Source organism: Tahibacter harae (genome assembly GCF_024437735.1).
In the GTDB taxonomy this organism is placed as follows: domain Bacteria; phylum Pseudomonadota; class Gammaproteobacteria; order Xanthomonadales; family Rhodanobacteraceae; genus Tahibacter; species Tahibacter harae.
In genome coordinates this window covers 1-17,596 of record NZ_JANFQO010000008.1, presented here as the reverse complement: position 1 = coordinate 17,596, position 17,596 = coordinate 1, and the positions used below count along the sequence as shown (strand labels likewise).

Genomic DNA, 17,596 nt, shown 5'->3' with positions numbered 1-17,596 from the left:
GCAACATCGCGCCACAAGTGCTCCGCTGACGCCACACTGGACATGCGTGCAACCTGGTCTGCGCGAGAAAAACCGGGTCGCACAGTGCAGGCGCATCCTGGCCGTCCTCCGATACGCGGCAATCAGCGCTGCGCGACGGAAACTCGGAAGCCCGCTGCATGCTTGTTTATTTCTGTCCGGTTGCGCCCCGGCGCGGTTCGTCCTCGACGATCACCGCTTCCGTGCTGGGCTCTTCGGATACCTCGGCTTCATCCAGCGCATCCAGATTGATGCGCTTGACCGCCTCGGCCATGCCCTTGATGAAGAGGAAGTTCACCGAGCCGCCGATTACCGAGGCAAACAGCGGCACCACGCGCGCGGCGGTGGAAATGGTCATCTTGGTCAGGATGGCGGTGGCGACGTTCACCAGCATCTGCCGCGTCAGGATCACGCCGACTTCCACGCCGAGCGAAATCGCGACGATCTTCATGAAATCCTCGAAGCTCAGCGCCTCGTAGCGGCCGCGGCGTGCATAGATCACGGCCAACGTCACGCGGAACTGCTGCGTCACGGTGTTGAGCACGTCCACCGGCAGGCCGACCACCGCGGTGAAGGCGCCGCCGAGGCCGGTCACCGCGCCGGTGACCGCCGCCAGCGAGGCGCACTCGGTGATGAACTTGTCCAGCCCCTTGGCATCGACGCCGGCCTTGATGCTGTCGTGTTCGATATGGCTGTAGATCTTGTGCAGGGCGTCGCTGAGGTAGTCGTGCAGCATGGCAGGTCCTTCGGGCGGCAGGGCGCCATTGAAGACCAGGTGCCTGCCCGGTGCAAGCGCCCGCGGGGCAACAGGACGGCCGGCGCCCCCCTTGATCGCGGCTTGCCGCGATGGCGCCACGCGCTATCGTTGCGGCCCTATGGCCAAGTCATCATTTCCGCGTTTCCTCGTCCCGCTGAGCACCGCACTCGCGCTTGCCGCACAAGCCGCCGCTGCCGCGGAAACCTGCGCGCCGCAGGTCCTGCGCGAGGCCGCCGCGAAGCTGGCCGCGCCGGGCGCCGTGCTGCAGAAGGCGCTAGCGGCCGCGGAGCCGGATCCCGACCTTGCTCCGCCGCTGCGTCAGGCCCTCGGCCGTCTCAAGCCCGCGGTGGCGGAGCTGGTCGATGCGCACCTGCGCTGTATGCCGGCCGGACAGGCGCCGGACCTTGCGGTCCTGGCCGCGACCCTGCACACAGCCGCGAATGGTGTTGACGTCGGCAAAGGCAACGGCAATGGCAACAGCGATGCCGCCGGCGAAAACACGCTCTTCCGTTTCGAGCCCGCCTTCATCGCCGAAGCCGGCTGGCTCGCCGTCGTCGCCGGTATCGGCATTCCCTGCGGCTCGGATGCGCAGCTGCTGCTCTACGCGCCGCGCGGCGGGCGCTGGCAGCGCCTGCTGCGCTGGGCCAGCGCGGACTATGCGCGCATCGACGGCGCCTGGGAGGCGCTGCAATACCGCGTCTCGCCGCGCGATGCGCAAGGACGCCGCTTCGTAGCCGTCAGCCATATCCGCCCCTGGTGCAGTTCGGCCTGGTCCAGCATCGACTACAGCGTGCTGCGCCCGGCCGCCGACAGCGAAAAGCCGCAGCTACTGCTACAGGGCAGCGACAGCCTGTGGTGGGGCGGCGAGGATTTCGGCCGGCTCAGTGTCGATGCGCGTCACTTCGAGCTGCGCTTCCACGCGGCCAGCATCGACAGCGGCGTACACAGCCGCGAATTCATCCGCCGCTACGACCTCGGCGGCGCCAAGCCGCGCCGGGTGGCGCCTGTCGCCGCCACGCCGCGGGATTTTGTGGACGAGTGGATAGTTTCCGATTGGGCCGAGGTGCGGCAGTGGTCCGCCGTGCCGCTGGATGCATTGCAGTCACGGCATGAGATGTTGCACGCCCTGCGCCAGCACTACGCGCCGTTTGAATTCGGCGCCAGCAGCGTCTGCGACGGCGGTGCCGCCACGCAGGTGGAACTGCGCAGCGGCGGAGACGAAGCCGCACTGTTCTTTCGCGTGGAGGGCGCCGCCGCGGCGGACTACCGCCTGAGCGGCATTTCCGGCGCGCCGGATCCGGAGTGCACCGCAACAGCGGCGCCGGAATGAGGCGGTAGCGCATCCGGTGTGCGGGTGGGCGGCGCGCAGCACCGCTGGCGCCGTGTGGCCCGCCGCGACCGAAGCTGCGCCGCGGCGGTGCCCTAGCGTGTGGCGATGGCGCCGGCGTCTTCTACGCTGCCGTCAGTTCGTGCCGGATTCGTTGGAACTGCCGCTGGCGGCCGATGAACCGGCGGCCCCCGGCGCTTTCGCCTGCGCCCCCTGGCCCAGCAGCGAATCCGCTCCGGGCGCGCCTTGCGGCTTCACCGTCAGCCGGTTCTGCACGTCCTTCACGCCGCTGCAGCGGTCGGCAATATCTTCGGCGCGGTGCTTGAGCCTGCGCGTGTCCACGCTGCCGCTCAGCGTGACCACGCCATCGCTGACCTCGACCAGGATGTCGCCGGCGTCGATGGCTTCGTCGTCGGCCAGCTGCTCGCTCACGTCCTCGCGGATGCGTTCGTCCGAGCGCGCGTAGTTTTTCGGGCCGCGGCCGCGCTGGCTTGTACGGGATGGATCCTCGTAAAGGCTGCCGCTGCGGTCACCTGCGCGGCTGAGCGGCAGCTCGTCGAAATCGCCGACGCTGCCGCCGTAGGCATCGATCGCATCGCCGTCCTCGTGTCCGTAGGCGTGGGCGCCGGCCTGGGCGTATGGCCCTGCGGCGTCATAACGCCGGCCGCTGTAGCGGCTGCTGTCGTAGCGTTCGTGCTGTGCCGCGCTGTGCCAGTCGGCGCGATGGCGCAGATCGCGGGTGTCGCCGCGGCCGGCAGAAAGAATATTGCGGCCGTAGCGGCGGAATTCGTCGCCGTAGCCATAGTGCGCGATGCGCTGTTCGCTCAGGTGCGGCGAGCCATAGGCCGGACTGGGATAGGGCGCGGATTCGTCCTGATCGCGCTCGCCGCCGTGCCAGGAGGATTCCGCCGGTTCGTCGTATTGATGCCAGGCGCTGCGCCGGGGCGAAGGCGGGTGCTGATGCCAGGCACTATGGCCGGTGTCGGGCGGATCGCGGCGATAGGCGCCGCGCTGGAAATCGCCGGGATAGCGCTGATATCCCTCGGCATATTGCGGATAGTCCTCGGAACCGGCGTAGCGGTTTTCGTCCTCGCGGCCGTGGTAGTACCCGCTGCGGTTTTCCTCGTCGCGCTCGCCGTAGGTATCCGGATGGCTGCGGCCGGAACGCGCGGCGCGCTCCACATCGTATCGTTGCATGGCGTTGACTCCAGTAAGGACAGGGTCGGCGGCGGTGGGCCAGGACAGATGGAGCAAGACATATGCCACGACGGAGCCGTGGTCATGTCCAATATGAATATAAAAATTTATAAGTTACTAAATTTCTTTATAGTCATGGCATGAGCGCGACAAAGCCAGCCCGCGCGCCGCGAACGGGCTCTGGCACAGGCATGGCATGCAACGTGCTGCTTCGTTCATCGTTGTCTTTCGCGCGCGCGGCGGACGCCGCAGCTGTCATTGCGGCCTGCATAGGCCAGGTCGATCGTGCGGATGGCCCTGCGCGCCGGTCGCGATCGTGCAGTCACGCACGGACCCGCAGCCGGCGCGCGCACAAAGCAGCGAATCGCGCCAGCCGGCGCCGTCATGCCGTCGTCATTTCCAGGAGCCCGCCATGAACGCTGAATCGCAGTCCCTCTGGATGGAGCAGCCTCTGCCGCCGCTGGCTACCACCGGCGGCCGCCCTGATGCGGCCCAGGTCTGCGTGATCGGCGCCGGCATCGCCGGTGTGTCGATTGCGCTCAGGCTGGCCGAGGCCGGCCGCCAGGTGTTGCTGATCGACCGCGACGGTCTGGGCGCCGGCGAGACCGCGCGCACCAGCGCGCATCTGGCCAGCGCACTGGATGACCGTTACTACCGGCTCGAACACTGGCACGGCAAGGATGGCGCGGCGCTCGCTGCGCAAAGCCATGCAGCGGCTGTGGACCTGATCGAGGAATGGTCGCGCCGCTACGCCATCGACTGCGATTTCGAGCGCATTCCCGGCTACCTGCTGCCGGCGCCGGGGGCCGATGTGCAGGAGCTGGAACGTGAATACGAAGCCGCGCTGCGCGCCGGGCTCGACGTGACCCGGCTGGAAGCGGGGCTGGCGGCGCTGCCGGCCTGGGGCCCGGTATTGCGTTTTGCCGGCCAGGCCCGGTTCCATCCGCTGAAATACCTGCTCGGCCTGTACACGGCCGCGCTCGCTGCCGGTGTGCGTTTCATGCGCGCCGAGGCCGGCGATGTGGAAGACGGCGAGCAGCCGCGCGTGCTGCTCGCGGACGGCGGCCTGATCCAGGCCGAGTCCGTCGTCGTCGCCAGCAATGTGCCTTTCCACCGGCGCGTGGCCCTGCATACCAAGCAGGCGGCGTATCGCAGCTATATGCTGGCCGGACTGATTCCCGCCGGCCGCATGCCCGATGCGCTGATCTGGGACACCGCCGACCCGTATCGCTATCTGCGCCTGCAGCCGGCCGGCGACGGCAAGGACTGGCTGCTGATCGGCGGCTGCGATCACAAGACCGGCCAGGCGCCGGCGCGCGATCCGCTGGAGGAACTGCGCGAATGGGCCGGCGAGTACTGTAAGGAACTGGAAAATATTCAATACGCCTGGTCCGGACAGATCATAGAGCCGGTGGACGGCCTGGCCTTCATCGGCCGCGATCCCGGCGCGCGCAATGTCTACGTGGTCAGCGGCGACTCCGGCAACGGCCTGACCCACGCGACCCTGGCCGCTCCGCTGATTACCGCCCTGATCGTGGACGGCGAACATCCCTGGGCCGCGCTGTACGACCCGGCGCGCAAGCGTCTTACCGGCGATTGGCTGGAGGAGAACGCCAACGTCGCGCTGCAATACCGCGACTGGCTGGCTGCCGGCGACAGCAACGATGTTGCGGCGCTGCCGCCTGGCCAGGGCGCAGTGATCCGCCATGGCCTGCATCGCTTTGCCCTGTACCGCAACGAGGACGGCAGCCTGAGCGCACTGTCGGCGCGCTGCCCGCACCTGGGCTGCGCAGTGCGCTGGAATGCACTGGAACGCAGCTGGGACTGTCCCTGCCACGGCTCGCGTTTTGCCGCGGCGGACGGCCATGTGCTGAATGGGCCGGCGCGCTCAGGGCTGGAACCGCTGGCCGGCGAGCGCATCGATGGGGTGAGCAGCGCCGCCTGAGCGGCGGCGTGCGTGTCGTGCCGCAGGCCCGGAAACACGTAGGGCGGCAGTCGTATCAGGGCGCGTGCTCCCGCGCGTGCGAGGTGAATTGCGGCTTGCGCTTGAATGCCCTCGGGACGCGAGTTACGTGGAATGCCCTGGCGCAACAACGCGGCGGCACACGCGGCCGCGACCGGACCGCGCCGCGCAGGAACGGCCATTCGCCGTTCGGCACCCGGCGTTCAATGCACCCAGGCCACCCGCTCGCGCTGCTGTTCCAGGCGTGTCGCGTCCAGCGCCATCTCGACCTCGCTGGTTTCCTGGTCGGGCGGCAGCACCGCGGGCAGGCCCAGCGACTCTATCCACAGCTCCCGCGTCCAGCCCTTGGTGCAATACAGCCGGCGCGATTCCTCCTGCTGCACCTGTTCGTGCGCGGCGCGCAGTACGTGGGCCAGTTCGCCCTTGCTCGCCTGCGCGACCAGGCCTATCAGTTCCCAGTTGAGTTGCGCCTTGGTCCCGGCCAGCACCACGCATTCGGCGGCGGTGATCTGCGCCGCGACGGGATCGCCGGCGAGGTAGGTGAGTTCGATCGCCCGCACCAGGGACTTGCCCTGGAATGCGGCGATCTGGCGGCCCATGGTCTGGGTTTCCGGATCCAGGCCCAGCCGGCGGAAGGCATCAAGCAGCACGTCGCGGTGCAGGCGCGTGTGCGCGAGGCAGGTTTCCCATTCCTCGTGCAGATCTTCATTCATCGCACAGGGCAGGGCGGCGGAATAGATCCTGATAGCGCCCAGTTCGGTTTCCAGTGCCTGATAAAGCAGTTCCTGCGTGTGCAGGGCTTCGGGAAATTTCTTGCTCATGACAGTCTCTTGCGGAAAAGTGGCAATTGCCGCGGCTGGTGATTGCGGCAGGAACGTGTGTCTGACCGGACCCGGCGACTCCACCTTGGGCGCAAGTCGCATGCCATCCGCTGGACCCTGCTGCGCCGCGGGGGATACGGCGACGGCTGCTGCGATATGCACGAAAGGCCAGCATCGTGCCTGTCGATTTGCACGGTCTGGAAATTGGGGATTTATGAATTTTTACGCGAAGCGGTACGGAATCGCTGTGTCTGCCTGGTCCTGCAGCATCCGCGCCGCTGCGATGCCGTGTGCAGGCAGACGCGGCAGATCGGCTTGCCCGGCTGCACCCGTCAGCGGCCTCTGCGCGAGCGTGCGGCCGGGCCCGGCAAGGTCTGCTCCAGGTCGTACAGTTCGCGCCACGGATCCCGGCGGCGGCTGCGGATCTTGCGCAGCGCGTTGCGCAGCGTATAGGCGTCACTGCTGCGCAGCCGCGCCAGCTCCGACCATTCCAGCGGCATGGCCACCGGCGCGCCGGCGCGCGCGCGCAGCGAGTAGGAGGCCACCGACGTCGCGCCGCGCGCATTGCGCAGCCAGTCGACGAAGATGCGGCCTTCGCGCTGCTGCTTGCTGGCGACGCTGACGAAGGATTCGGGCCGCTCCGCCGCCAGCGTGTCGGCCAGATCCTCGGCGAAGCGCTTGGCCTGGGCCCAGCCCACCGGCGGCGACAACGGCACCACCACATGCAGGCCCTTGCCGCCGGAAGTGCGCAGGAAGGATGTCAGTCCCACGCCCTGCAGCACTTCGCGCACGGTGCGTGCGGCCGCCTTCACCTTGGCCCAGCCCACCGATTCGTGCGGATCCAGGTCGAATACCAGGCGGTCTGCATGGGCCTGATCCTGCGCCAGCGCGCCCCAGGGGTGGAATTCGAGCACGTTCATCTGCACCAGCTGCAGCAGGCCGGTCACGTCGTCGACGGCGATATAGGCCTGCACGCCCTGCTTTTCGCGCACGGCGACCGGGCGCACATGATCGCCCCAGCCGCGTCCCGCATGCTTCTGGAAAAAGCAGGTGCCGGCCGCGCCGTCGGGGCAGCGCAGCACGGACAGCGGCCTGCCGGCGATGTCCTGCAGCAGCAGCGGCGCCACGGCGCTGTAGTAGTCGGCCACGTCCTGCTTGGTCAGGCCGCTGCCGGGGAATACCTCGCGTTCGGGATGGGTGAGGCGCACGTCGGCACCGGCTGCCACATCGGCCGCGGAGGTGGCTTTTGTGCCGGTTTTTGCGCGTGATCGGCTTTTGCTGGTTTCCACGACATCCCCTTTTCCCGACAGCAGTTCCTGCGGCGACTTGTCCTCGCGCAGTGCTTTCAGCGCCGGCTGCCGCAGCAGGCCCTGGCGGCCCAGACCCTGGTGATAGACCTCGATGACCAGCTCGGGCCTGACCCAGACGGCCTCGTCGCGCTCGCGCCTTTCCAGCAGGCTGGTATCGACGACCGGCTCTGCGCGGCGCAGCGGCTGCAGCTTGTGCAGCAGGTTGCGCAGCAGCTCGTCGCTGAAGCCGGTGCCGACACGGCCCGCATAGACCAGGCCGTCGGCGCCTGGCCGCGCCAGCAGCAGCGCGCCCAGGCCGATGCGGCTGCGCTTGGGCGGGGTATAGCCGATGACGATGAACTCGTCCGACGCACGGCTCTTGAGCTTGATCCAGTCGCCGTTGCGCTCGCCGCGGTACGGGCTGTCCACGCGCTTGCTGATGATGCCTTCAAGGCCGGAGCGTACCGCCTGCGCAAGCACCGCGGGGCCGGCGCCTATGTGATGGGCGGAATAGCGCAGCAGCGGATGCGGATGCGCTTCCAGTATCTGCTGCAGCCGGTGCTTGCGCTGCAGCAGCGGCACCTCGCGCAGCGAGCGGCCGTTGCAATAGGGCAGGTCGAACAGCATCAGCGCTACCGGCACGTTCTTCTTTTCCAGCGACAGGCGCGCCTGCAGATCGTTGAAGTCGTCGCGGCCTTCATTCAGCGCAACCAGTTCGCCGTCGAACTGGGCCGACGTCAGCCCCAGCGTGCCCAGCGCCGCGGCAAGTTCGGGCAGGCGCGCCGTCCAGTCCAGGCCGTTGCGCGACCATAGTGTGGCCTTGCCCGCACGCACGGTGGCGAGCAGGCGATAGCCGTCCCATTTGGCCTCGTGCAGCCAGTCGTCGCCCGCTGGTGCCGTGGTTTCCAGGCGGCACAGCTGCGGTGCGAACGGCCCGGGATCCAGGGCTTCGCGCTTGCCTTCGGCGCCATTCGTTTTCTTCGCCGCTGCGCGCGCCGTTCCCTTGCGTGCGGACTTCGCCGCGCGCGGCCTGGCGGCAGGCTTGCCGCGGTCGGCGGTGAAATCATCCGCCTCGCTCTTGCCGGCGTAGGCGTCCTGGTGCTTGATCAGCAGCCACTGCGGCTTGGGCGCGTCGCGGCGCGTGCGCACCAGTACCCAGGAGCCGCGCAGAATGTTGCCGTGCAGGGTGAATTTCAGCTCGCCCCTGGCCAGGGACTGGCGCACATTGCCTTCCGCCTCCCAGGTGCCGTGGTCGAAGATGTCCACGTGGCCGGCGCCGTAGTTGCCTTCGGGGATATCGCCTTCAAAGCCGGCATAGGAAATCGGGTGGTCCTCGACCTGGATCGCCATGCGCTTGACCTTTGGGTCGAAGCTCGGGCCCTTGGGCACGGCCCAGCTTTTCAGGCTGCCGGCGTATTCCAGGCGCAGGTCGTAGTGGCGGCGGCGCGCATGGTGCAGATGCACGACGAAGATATGGCTGCCGGCCTCGCCGCCGGCGGCGGGTTCGGGCGTGGAGCGGAAATTGCGCTTGCGCTTGTATTCGCTCAGGGGCATGGATCGCACTCTCGTGATCGAAGCGGGATCAGCCTGCATTCCTGTGGACGATCGCCGCCGCGGCGTTGCAACGGCTGTCCTGTCGGTTGCCGCGGTTTCACGAGCCGCGGCGCCGGCCGCCCGCCGCGCGGGTCTTCTTGCGCGCCGCGGTCTTGGTGGTGGTCGGTGCGCGCTTGCTGCCGGCGGCGAGGCTTTGCTTGAGCAGCGAGACAAAATCGACCACGTTGGTCGCGGTTTCTTCCGCCTCTTCCTCGGCGGCGGATTCCACGGCGATGCCCTTCTTGCCCTTGACCCGCTCCGCGATCACCTTCTGCAGGCGCTCGCGGAATTCGTCGCGGTAGTCGTCCGGCTTCCACTCGCTGGCCAGCGCATCGACCAGTTTCTCTGCCATGGCCAGCTCGCTCTTGCTGACCCGGTGGGCGGACGAGGGAAAGGTATATTCGTCCGGCGAGACGACTTCGGCCGGGTAGCGCAGCAGGTTCATCAGCAGCGCATCGCCGCGCGGCATCACCGCGCACAGATGCTCGCGGGTGCGGATGACGACGCGGCCTATGCCGATGCGGCCGGATTTTTCCAGCGTCTGGCGCAGCAGCACATAGCCTTTTTCCGCGCGCTTGCCCGGCAGCAGGTAGTAGGGTTTCTCGAAATATTCCGGGCCTATCGCGGCGGCGTCGACGAAGGTTTCCAGGTCTATGGTCTCATGGCTTTCCGGCGCGGCCGACCGGATCACGTCCGGCTCCAGCACGACGTAGCTGCCCTTGCGGTACTCGTAGGCTTTGACGATGTCCTTCCACGGCACTTCGTGGCCGGTCTCGCTGTTGACCCGCTCATAGCGGATCGGCTTCTTGTTGCGCGCATCCAGCATGCGGAAATGCAGATCGACGCTGCGTTCGCCGTTCATCACCGCCACCGGGATATTGAGCAGGCCGAACGACAGCGTTCCGTTCCAGATCGGGCGTGCCATGAGCTTCTCCTGGTTCGTCCAGGAGCGGCGTGAAATTCCCTGCCGCTCCGGCGCGGCGCCGTGGACGCTGGTCGCAGCGATCACGCCTCGCGCACTCCTCGGTGCAGCAGGCTGCGCCGATGATCTGTCTCATGCAAGCGGCGCGCCGTGTGATCGCGGCTACCGGCAGCGCCCTGCGCAGTCATCGCTGTCTTGCGTGCAGCGACGGCAGTGGCACAGTCCAGTCCGGCTTTTCCCGGCCAGGTTGACGCCGGCCGCCGAGGGATCCGTGTCGTGCGGAATCCGCTGCGCCTTCGGGACCGTCCGTGCAGGCTGCAAGGAAAGCGTTCCGGTCCCGCCTGGCCGCGGCAACGCACGGAGGGCGCGGTGACGCCGCGGTGCGCATCCAGCCGGCGGCGGAGGCGGGGCTGTCTTGCGGCATTTGCGACAAAATCCGCGGCGACGCGCTGCTGACTGCGCTGCGCGTCGCCGCCACAGATTTCCCGGCATGGCGCTTGCTGTTTCCGCTCCACCGTTGTCGTCAAAGGAAGATGCTCGCCATGAAGATCAAGACCCTCACATTGCTGGGCCTGGCCATGCTGGGAATCGGTTCCGCCCTGTCCGCCGCGGCGGCGGAAACCCTTTCAACGTCGGATGCGGATTTCCTGCGCAAGGCGGCCGTTGCCGGCATGGCGGAAGTCGAACAGAGCAAGGCCGCGGTACAGCTTTCCAGCAACGAGAAGATCAAGGCCTTCGCCCAGATGATGATCACCGATCATGGCAAGGCCAATGACGAACTCAGCGCCCTGGCCAAGAAGAACGGCTGGACGGTACCGGCCGAACTCGACAGCGATGCGCAGAAGAAAGTCGGCGACGTGCGCAATGCCGGCGCCCAGGTCGACACGGTCTATGCGCGCAACATGGTCAAGGATCACGACGAAGCGGTCGCGCTGTTCAGCAATGCGGCCACCAACGTTACTGCGCCGTCGCTGCGCAGTTTTGCCCAGGAAAAGCTGCCGACGTTGCAGCAGCACAGCAAGAAGGCGAAGGAACTGCCTGGCGCGGCCAAGTGAGCTGACGCCGGCGGCGCGGGGCGCGGCGATGGCCGCCGTGTCCTGCGCCTGCATGGACGAAGATGCGCGGGTCCGCCGCTGCGTTCGCGGCCGAACGGATCGCGGCGCAGGGCAGGAAGCGATGGATGCATTCCACGATGGATCTCAAGAGCGGCTATCCGTTCTGGGCGGTGAAAAACGGCCTGCTGCGCACCTTTCCGCGGCTGGAGCAGGATCTGCGCTGCGATATCGCGGTGATCGGCGGCGGCATTACCGGCGCGCTGATCGCGCACGAGTTCGCCGCGCACGATCATGAAGTGATCGTGCTTGACGGCCGCGATATTGCCTGGGGCAGCACGGCGGCAAGCACGGCGCTGCTGCAGTACGAGATCGACACGCATCTGCTCGACCTCGCGCAGCGCTACGGCGAGCCGGCCGCGGCGCTGGCCTACCGTTCCTGCGCCGCGGGTGTGGAGCAGATCGGCGAGCTGGCGCGCCAGTTCGGCGGTTTCGGCTTCGCGCAGATGAAAAGCCTGTACTACGCCAGCACGGATGATGCGGCGGCCGGGCTGCGTGCGGAGTACGAAGCACGCCGCCGGCTGGGCCTGGATGTGCGCTGGCTGAGGAAGAGCGCGATCGCTGCGCATTACGGACTGTTCGCCGCCGGCGCGATCTTGAGCCGGCCTGCGGCGCGCTTCGATCCGTACCGCGCGACACACCGGTTGCTGGGGCGTCTGAAGGGCCGCGTCTATGCCCGTACCCGCGTGGAGCGCATGGAGCCGGGCCGGCGCAGTGTGTTGTTGCATACGGCGCGGGGCGTGCTGCGCGCAGGCCACGTCGTGGTCGCCGGCGGCTATGAAAGCCAGGGCTGGCTGTCGGCGCGCGTGGCGCGCAATCGCAGCAGCTATGCCTTTGCGACCGAGCCCATGGCGCGTGCGCAGCTGGGGCCGTTGCGCGACACGCTGGTCTGGGAAACGGCGCGGCCGTATATCTATCTGCGTTCCAGCGACGATGGCCGCCTGCTGGTCGGCGGCGAGGATGATGCGATCGACATTCCGGCCCGGCGCGACGCGCGCCTGACGCGCAAGACCGGGACCTTGCTGCGCAAGGCTGCGTTGCTGTTTCCGCAGATACCGTTTGAACCGGCCTACAGCTGGGCCGGCACCTTTGCCGAGACCCGCGACGGCCTGCCTTATTTCGGCGCACATGAAGAAACCGGTCCGCGCGTGCTCTACGCGATGGCTTACGGCGGCAACGGCATCACCTATTCCGTGCTGGGCGCAGGGCTACTGCGTGCGACGGTGGAGCGGCGCAGGCATGCCTTGGCCGGGCTCTTCGGCTTCGGCCGGCATGCCGGGTGAAGCCCGGCGCGAGTTTGCTGCTGTCGCGGCGGATGATCCGTCGGAGCGGCGTTCCATCCGGCGGTTGCGTTCGCTGACAGAAGCGGCGCGACGTTCTGCGTATCACTCCTGCAGCTGGCGCAGGTCCCGCACGAAGGCCGCGTAGGCTTCCGCACGCTCGGCCGCATCGCGCAGCCGCAGCAGATACGAGGGGTGCACCGTGGCCAGGCCGCGCGCGCCGCCCGGCAGATCGCGCCAGGTACCACGCTGCTTGAGCAGGCGGAAGCTGCGGCCGAAGATGGCCTGGGCCGCCATCGCGCCCAGGCAGACGATGCGCGCGGGTTGCACGCGCAGCAGCTCTGCATCCAGCCAGAAGCGGCAGGCGGCCTGTTCGGCCGCGTTCGCCCGCGCATGCAGACGCCGCTTGCCGCGCAGCTGATATTTGAAATGCTTGACCACATTGGTGACGTAGACCTGGGCACGGTCCACGCCGGCCTCGGCCAGCGCGCGGTCCAGCAATTCGCTGGCCGGACCGACGAAGGGGTGTCCTGCCAGGTCCTCCTGATTGCCCGGCGACTCCCCGATCAGCATGATCCGGGCGTTTTCCGGCCCTTCGCCGAATACGGTCTGCGTGGCCGGCTGCCACAGCGGGCAGGCTTTGCAGGTACGGGCAGCGGCGCGCAATCTGGCGATGGACGGTGGTGCTGGCGCAGCTTTGGCGGACGCTCGCGGCATGGTGGTTCCCCGGTATGCGTTTCCGCTGGAGCATGGGGCCCAGTGCAAGGCTTGCAACAGCACAAGTGCAGCTTTTGCCGCAATGTATTCAGCGCCGGTTGCCGCTGCGGCAGGATGCGGCCTCGGCCTATGGCTGACGTCGGGGCGGGCGCCTTGGTGCAGGGGCTTGGAGAAGCGGCGATCCTTGTCGGACAGGTCCGGTTCCGATGTCGCGCCGACATCGTCTCCGCCTTTGCGGTCACGCTGAGGCTGGCTGGCGATGCAAGAGAGTTATGCAACCACCGCGCCTTGGCAGTGATTCGGCGCTCCCCGACTCGCCATGGATGTTCGCTGCTGCGTCACCGCCCGTGCCAGCCGGGCTGATCGAGAATCGGCAAATTCCGGATGGTTGCGGGCAGACGGGCGGGTCCATGCCGGCCCTGGCGCTCGCCGCATCGGACCTCCAGCCCCGGGCGGAAGATGGATTTGCGCAGACCAGGGCAAAGGCTATGTCCAGCGCGGCCAAGCGTGCCGGCGGGCGATCTGCGCAAAGCCGGCGAGGCGCGTCCGATTTCGCCGCAAGAGAGGCATGCTAATAATTTAATTTTATTAAATGGTAAGAAACGTGGAGAAGCCTGCCTAGGCAGCCGGCTCCGCGTTTCATACCTTGGTCTATGCGCGCACGATGACCAATAGCCTATGCGCAAAGTCCCGCAGCCCTTACCATTGCGGTTGCGTTGCAACCGTTGAAGGCCAGGGGGGAAATTCATGGAAAGATTCGATGATCTGCAGCAGAGCTACGGCCGCTGCCTGCGCCAGAAAGACTTCATCGAGCGGTTTTATCAGATATTTCTCGACAGCCACCCGGAAGTCGCGGCCATGTTCGCGAAAACCGATTTCAACACGCAGCGTTTCGCCCTGCGCCGCGGCATCAGCGTCGCCATCGAGCACGCCAACGGCAGCCGCCTCGCCGAGCGCACCATGAACGAAATGGCCGATGCGCATGCGCGCAAGGGCCGCGTGCCGGTGCGCCCGTCGCTTTACGTGCACTGGGTGGACAGCCTGATCAAGGCCGTCGGCGAGACCGATCCCCAGGCCAACCCGGCACTGCTGCAGCGCTGGCGCCTGGGCATGGACAAGGTTGTCGCGCACTTCACGGCGCATTACTGAGCGGTGCAAGGTTCGCCTGGCCGTGCCGTTTTGCCGTCACGGCCGCTGTACTTCGATTGCCAGAGCTTTCTCGACGGGAAAATCCATGCGGCCGCTGACGCTTGCATGGATGAAATTTCCAGTGAGATTGGGTGCGCCACTTTCATGGTGTTCCCGAAGTTGAGTCCTGGGCGCGAGTCCGCTGCAATCGACTTTCGGCGCGCAGGACTGTGGCCTCCGATTCGCGGGCGAGGCGGGAAATCGCGCCCATGCCTTGGGCGTCCGCGATGTCACTCACTCAAAGCCGTTCGCAAACACCTCGTCGGTATACAACTGGAACGAACCCAGATCGCAGCCGCTGCCGGGGCGCGGGATGCCGCGCTGGTCGATGGTCACCGCGTTGCCTGCGGTATCGGTGCAGCTGCCGGTGGCGTGCGCCGGGCTCGATGTGGTTATTGCCATCGTAAAGGGGGCATTCGCCGAGCCATTGGCGGCAAGTGCGCCGAGTGTGGGATCGGTCGTGATCCAGCCGGCCGGCAGTGCGTCGGCGCCGTTCACCGCGGCGGAAGTCATGATCAGATTTTTCGGCGCACCGCTGCCGTTGACCACGCCGGCGCTGGCGACATTGGCGCTGCCATTCGCCACCGTGGCGGGTTTGTCGCTGACCAGATCGCGGCCGCCGCTGCTGTTCGACAGGATGCTGTTGCTCAGGCGCACGCTGGCCGTCCTGCTGCCTGAGGTGGCAGCAGCGTTGTAGCCCAGGCTGTAGATCGCGCCGCCATCGGCACTGCCGGCGCTGGCGCCCGAACCCGCCGACACGGTGTTGCCGGCCAGGGTCGAGAAGGCGATCGACACGGTGCCATTGAGATTGAAAATCGCGCCGCCGTAGCCGCTGCCGCCGTTGCCGCTGCTACTGCCGCCACCGGCAGCCGTGTTCGCGGTCAGGGTGGAGTTGAGCAAAGCCAGCCTGCCGGCGTGATTGAAAACCGCCCCACCGAAGCCGGCGCCACCGCCGCTGTTGCCGGAGGGATCGCTGTTGCCGCCGCCGAAGCCGCCGACGCTGACGGCGATGAAGGCCGCCACCGCCGGCGCCACCGCCGAAGCCACCACCGCCGCCGCCGGCGAACGAGGTGCCACTGTAGCCGCCGCCACCACCGCCACCGACGCCGCCTCCGCCGCCGGCGATATCCGAGCTGCTGCCGACGCTGGAGTTGCGGCTGCCGCCGCCACCGTTGCCGAAGCCGCCGCCGGCGCCGAAGTAGCCACTAGGCTCGGTATAGCCGCTGGCGCCGCCAAAGCCGCTGCCGCCGATGCCACCGTAGGCCGAACTGCTGCCGTAGCCGCTGAAGCCGCCGCCACCACTGCCGTCGCCGCCGCTGCCGCTGCCGGGAGAACCGCGAACGACGTGGCCGGGGACGTCTTCGTAGCCGCCGCCGAAGCCGCCGCCGCCAGTGTATGTCCCTCCCGCAACGCCGCCGTGGGATGGGCTGACGGGTTGCGCACCGGAGCTTGTCTGGCCATGGGGTACGGTGCCGCCCATGCCGCCGCCGTTTAGGCTGTTCGCATCCGCGCCCAGACCGCCGCCGCCATCGCCGTTGCCGCTGCTGCCGCCGCCGGCGCCGCCGCCCGTGGCGCTGTTGCTGTTCAAGGTTACCGACGCCAGATCCAGGCTGCCCTGGTTGTAGATCGCCCCGCCCATGCCCGCGCCACCACCACTGCCGCTGCCGCCCAGTTGCCGGCCGCCGGTCAGGGTGAGATTGCGCAGGGTCAGATGCCCCGGCCCCGGCGTGTTGTAGCCGGGCGTGGCGCTGTTCGCTGCGTCGGCGCCGACGAAGAAGAAGCGCAGAGGTGCCGCAACGGCGGCGGCCAGCAGCGTGACGCCGTGACCTTCGATGGTGATGTCGCTGGCGATCGGCGGCAGCGCATTCGGGCCGTACCAGAAGTTGTCGGGCGTATTCCAGCTCAGCGTCTGTCCCGCGAGCGCGGCCAGGTCCAGCGTATTGGGGCCGGGCAGGGCGCCAGTGCAGGCGCTCACCGTCGTGCCGTTCGCGATGGCGCTGTCACTGGTCGCCGAGTAGCGCAGTGGCTCGATGGTACTGGCGCCCGGCGGCGTGCTGCCGTACGGGTGTGTGGTATCGCCGGGATTGTTGGCCCGATTCGCCGCATGAATCGCCTGCGCCAGCGTGCAGGTGCCCGCGCCGGCCGTCACATTGCCGTCGGTGACAGCGACCGTGCCCGCCCGCGCCACGCCGGCGACGGTGGACAGCAGCGTGGTCAGGAACGCGATGGCGGTTCTGCAAGCGGCCATGAATGGATCACCCCTGTGAGTACGCATGCAGGCAAGGCGGCGCTGTGCAACCTGTCCGCGAGCCGGCATGAACACCGCGTTGATCCGGCTTTGGCGGGAAGTATAGGGAGCGCCGATCGCGACCAATTGCCTGAGCGTCTCAGCGATTGAGGCACGGGATTGTCGCGTTGTTGTGACTTGGATGGGATGATGAGCGTGCTGTTCGTGGCGACACCAGCGATCACACCGGCAGGAAGGAGACATGGCGATTCACTATCAGACGATCAATCTGCGCGACCTCTCGGAATGGGCAAATACTGGCATCAGGCGTGCCGCGATGTTCATGGGGCTCGGCATCAATGCCGCACTCGACCCCGAATTTCGCAAGTACCAACTGACGCAGGTTTCTCGACTTCAAGTTATCGATCCGAATCTAGCTGAGGATCGCATCGCAGGAGCAAAGCAGCAGTTTAAGATCTGGATCGAGGCAGCTGGCTTTCGTGAACTCGCCGAAACCTATACTAGCTTCCTAGACCAAGTCTTTGTCGCTCTCCAGATGATTTTGGCATCCCGCGTGCAGGACGATGTGCCCCTAATCAAGAAGCGCTGCGACAAATTCACCAAGATCTCGCTCAAAGAAAAGCTCGACAAGATCGGGGCTATCGTCGGAACGCCATCGAAATATAGCGTGTATCTTCTGAGTCTCCAGTCGGCGCGGAATTGCCTCGTTCACCGCATGGGAAGGGTGGGCGTCGAAGATCTCGATGACCAAGGCGAGCTCGTCGTCAGTTGGCTCGGCCCTGATCCAGGCAGCGCTCAGACAGTTCCAGGTTTGCTGAAGAACGCGGCCACACTCACTGTCGTCGAACGGAAGATCGTTTTCCGGAAAGGCGATCAGATGATGCTATCGGCTGCGCAGATCGCTGAAATCTGCATCTTCTATCAGCAAGCCGCAAATGAAACGTGTGCAGGGATTGGGACCTATTCTGTCGCCAACGGCGTACAGAGCTCGTGGATCGATTCCGGCAGCTGCCCTACATCGATTCACACTGAATAGCATGGTTCTGTACTGACCCAGTGAAAACCTGCTCAGGTGTAACCTTACCCAAGGAGACACCCCATGAGTGCAGTGATGGAAGAAGACATCAAGCGTTGGACGGCGCGGCGCAAGTCAGCGCTGGTGCT

Annotated in this window: 13 protein-coding genes and 1 pseudogene; 6 read left to right on the top strand and 8 right to left on the bottom strand. The window is 66.9% G+C overall.

What is annotated here, in order from left to right:
• Nucleotides 1-166 precede the first annotated feature (166 nt).
• A complete protein-coding gene (locus tag NM961_RS10170; RefSeq protein ID WP_255914137.1) occupies nt 167-754 on the bottom strand; it encodes a hypothetical protein in 588 nt (195 codons plus the stop codon).
• Nucleotides 755-893: 139 nt separating this feature from the next.
• On the opposite strand from NM961_RS10170, the gene NM961_RS10165 reads away from it, so the two are divergent.
• Entirely contained in the window at nt 894-2,105 is a 1,212-nt protein-coding gene (locus NM961_RS10165) for a hypothetical protein (RefSeq protein ID WP_255914136.1), read from the top strand.
• A 132-nt stretch (nt 2,106-2,237) separates the two neighbouring features.
• Here the strand turns inward: NM961_RS10165 and NM961_RS10160 are convergent, their stop codons facing one another.
• The gene (locus NM961_RS10160) at nt 2,238-3,299 is read right to left on the bottom strand and encodes a BON domain-containing protein (protein ID WP_255914135.1); all 1,062 of its coding nucleotides are present in this window, start codon (nt 3,297-3,299) and stop codon (nt 2,238-2,240) included.
• Nucleotides 3,300-3,711: 412 nt separating this feature from the next.
• On the opposite strand from NM961_RS10160, the gene NM961_RS10155 reads away from it, so the two are divergent.
• Nucleotides 3,712-5,244, top strand: a complete 1,533-nt coding sequence (locus NM961_RS10155; RefSeq protein ID WP_255914134.1) for an FAD-dependent oxidoreductase — start codon at nt 3,712-3,714, stop codon at nt 5,242-5,244.
• A 221-nt stretch (nt 5,245-5,465) separates the two neighbouring features.
• Here NM961_RS10155 and NM961_RS10150 read toward each other — a convergent pair whose 3' ends face one another.
• From NM961_RS10150 to ku, 3 genes and pseudogenes are all read right to left on the bottom strand, one after another.
• On the bottom strand, nt 5,466-6,083 hold the full coding sequence (locus tag NM961_RS10150; protein ID WP_255914133.1) for a hypothetical protein: 618 nt from the start codon (nt 6,081-6,083) through the stop codon (nt 5,466-5,468).
• Between the two features lie 332 nt (nt 6,084-6,415).
• Nucleotides 6,416-8,926, bottom strand: a complete 2,511-nt coding sequence (ligD, locus tag NM961_RS10145) for a DNA ligase D (RefSeq protein ID WP_255914132.1) — start codon at nt 8,924-8,926, stop codon at nt 6,416-6,418.
• Nucleotides 8,927-8,971: 45 nt separating this feature from the next.
• A pseudogene (ku, locus tag NM961_RS10140) lies at nt 8,972-9,890 on the bottom strand (non-homologous end joining protein Ku); the annotation flags it as partial.
• A gap of 539 nt (nt 9,891-10,429) precedes the next feature.
• Here ku and NM961_RS10135 point away from each other — a divergent pair.
• Nucleotides 10,430-10,942 carry a DUF4142 domain-containing protein gene (locus NM961_RS10135; protein WP_255914129.1) on the top strand — a complete coding sequence of 171 codons (513 nt, stop codon included), beginning with the start codon at nt 10,430-10,432 and terminating at the stop codon, nt 10,940-10,942.
• 137 nt (nt 10,943-11,079) lie between these two features.
• Nucleotides 11,080-12,282, top strand: a complete 1,203-nt coding sequence (locus tag NM961_RS10130) for an NAD(P)/FAD-dependent oxidoreductase (RefSeq protein ID WP_255914396.1) — start codon at nt 11,080-11,082, stop codon at nt 12,280-12,282.
• A gap of 102 nt (nt 12,283-12,384) precedes the next feature.
• Here NM961_RS10130 and NM961_RS10125 read toward each other — a convergent pair whose 3' ends face one another.
• On the bottom strand, nt 12,385-12,996 hold the full coding sequence (locus tag NM961_RS10125) for a UdgX family uracil-DNA binding protein (protein WP_255914128.1): 612 nt from the start codon (nt 12,994-12,996) through the stop codon (nt 12,385-12,387).
• A gap of 747 nt (nt 12,997-13,743) precedes the next feature.
• Here NM961_RS10125 and NM961_RS10120 point away from each other — a divergent pair.
• Nucleotides 13,744-14,145: a globin gene (locus NM961_RS10120; RefSeq protein ID WP_255914127.1), complete on the top strand. Its 402-nt coding sequence runs from the start codon at nt 13,744-13,746 to the stop codon at nt 14,143-14,145.
• A gap of 273 nt (nt 14,146-14,418) precedes the next feature.
• Here the strand turns inward: NM961_RS10120 and NM961_RS10115 are convergent, their stop codons facing one another.
• Together NM961_RS10115 and NM961_RS23980 are read right to left on the bottom strand one after the other, a co-directional pair.
• Nucleotides 14,419-15,084, bottom strand: a complete 666-nt coding sequence (locus NM961_RS10115; protein ID WP_255914126.1) for a choice-of-anchor Q domain-containing protein — start codon at nt 15,082-15,084, stop codon at nt 14,419-14,421.
• Nucleotides 15,035-16,558, bottom strand: coding sequence for a hypothetical protein (locus NM961_RS23980; RefSeq protein ID WP_305119117.1), 1,524 nt, complete (start codon nt 16,556-16,558; stop codon nt 15,035-15,037). The genes NM961_RS10115 and NM961_RS23980 overlap by 50 nt, the downstream gene beginning before the upstream one ends.
• A 115-nt stretch (nt 16,559-16,673) precedes the next feature.
• Between NM961_RS23980 and NM961_RS10105 the strand changes: the two genes are divergently transcribed.
• Entirely contained in the window at nt 16,674-17,468 is a 795-nt protein-coding gene (locus NM961_RS10105) for a hypothetical protein (RefSeq protein WP_255914125.1), read from the top strand.
• The last annotated feature ends 128 nt before the right edge of the window (nt 17,469-17,596 follow it).

Bases quoted from the DNA above. Each gene is read 5' to 3' on its own strand.
- NM961_RS10160 (WP_255914135.1), bottom strand. From the start codon at position 3,299: ATGCAACGATACGATGTGGAGCGCGCCGCGCGTTCCGGCCGCAGCCAT.
- NM961_RS10130 (WP_255914396.1), top strand. From the start codon at position 11,080: ATGGATCTCAAGAGCGGCTATCCGTTCTGGGCGGTGAAAAACGGCCTG.
- NM961_RS10125 (WP_255914128.1), bottom strand. From the start codon at position 12,996: ATGCCGCGAGCGTCCGCCAAAGCTGCGCCAGCACCACCGTCCATCGCC.
- NM961_RS10165 (WP_255914136.1), top strand. From the start codon at position 894: ATGGCCAAGTCATCATTTCCGCGTTTCCTCGTCCCGCTGAGCACCGCA.
- NM961_RS10150 (WP_255914133.1), bottom strand. From the start codon at position 6,083: ATGAGCAAGAAATTTCCCGAAGCCCTGCACACGCAGGAACTGCTTTAT.
- NM961_RS10135 (WP_255914129.1), top strand. From the start codon at position 10,430: ATGAAGATCAAGACCCTCACATTGCTGGGCCTGGCCATGCTGGGAATC.
- NM961_RS10170 (WP_255914137.1), bottom strand. From the start codon at position 754: ATGCTGCACGACTACCTCAGCGACGCCCTGCACAAGATCTACAGCCAT.
- NM961_RS10105 (WP_255914125.1), top strand. From the start codon at position 16,674: ATGGCGATTCACTATCAGACGATCAATCTGCGCGACCTCTCGGAATGG.
- NM961_RS10120 (WP_255914127.1), top strand. From the start codon at position 13,744: ATGGAAAGATTCGATGATCTGCAGCAGAGCTACGGCCGCTGCCTGCGC.
- NM961_RS10155 (WP_255914134.1), top strand. From the start codon at position 3,712: ATGAACGCTGAATCGCAGTCCCTCTGGATGGAGCAGCCTCTGCCGCCG.
- ligD (WP_255914132.1), bottom strand. From the start codon at position 8,926: ATGCCCCTGAGCGAATACAAGCGCAAGCGCAATTTCCGCTCCACGCCC.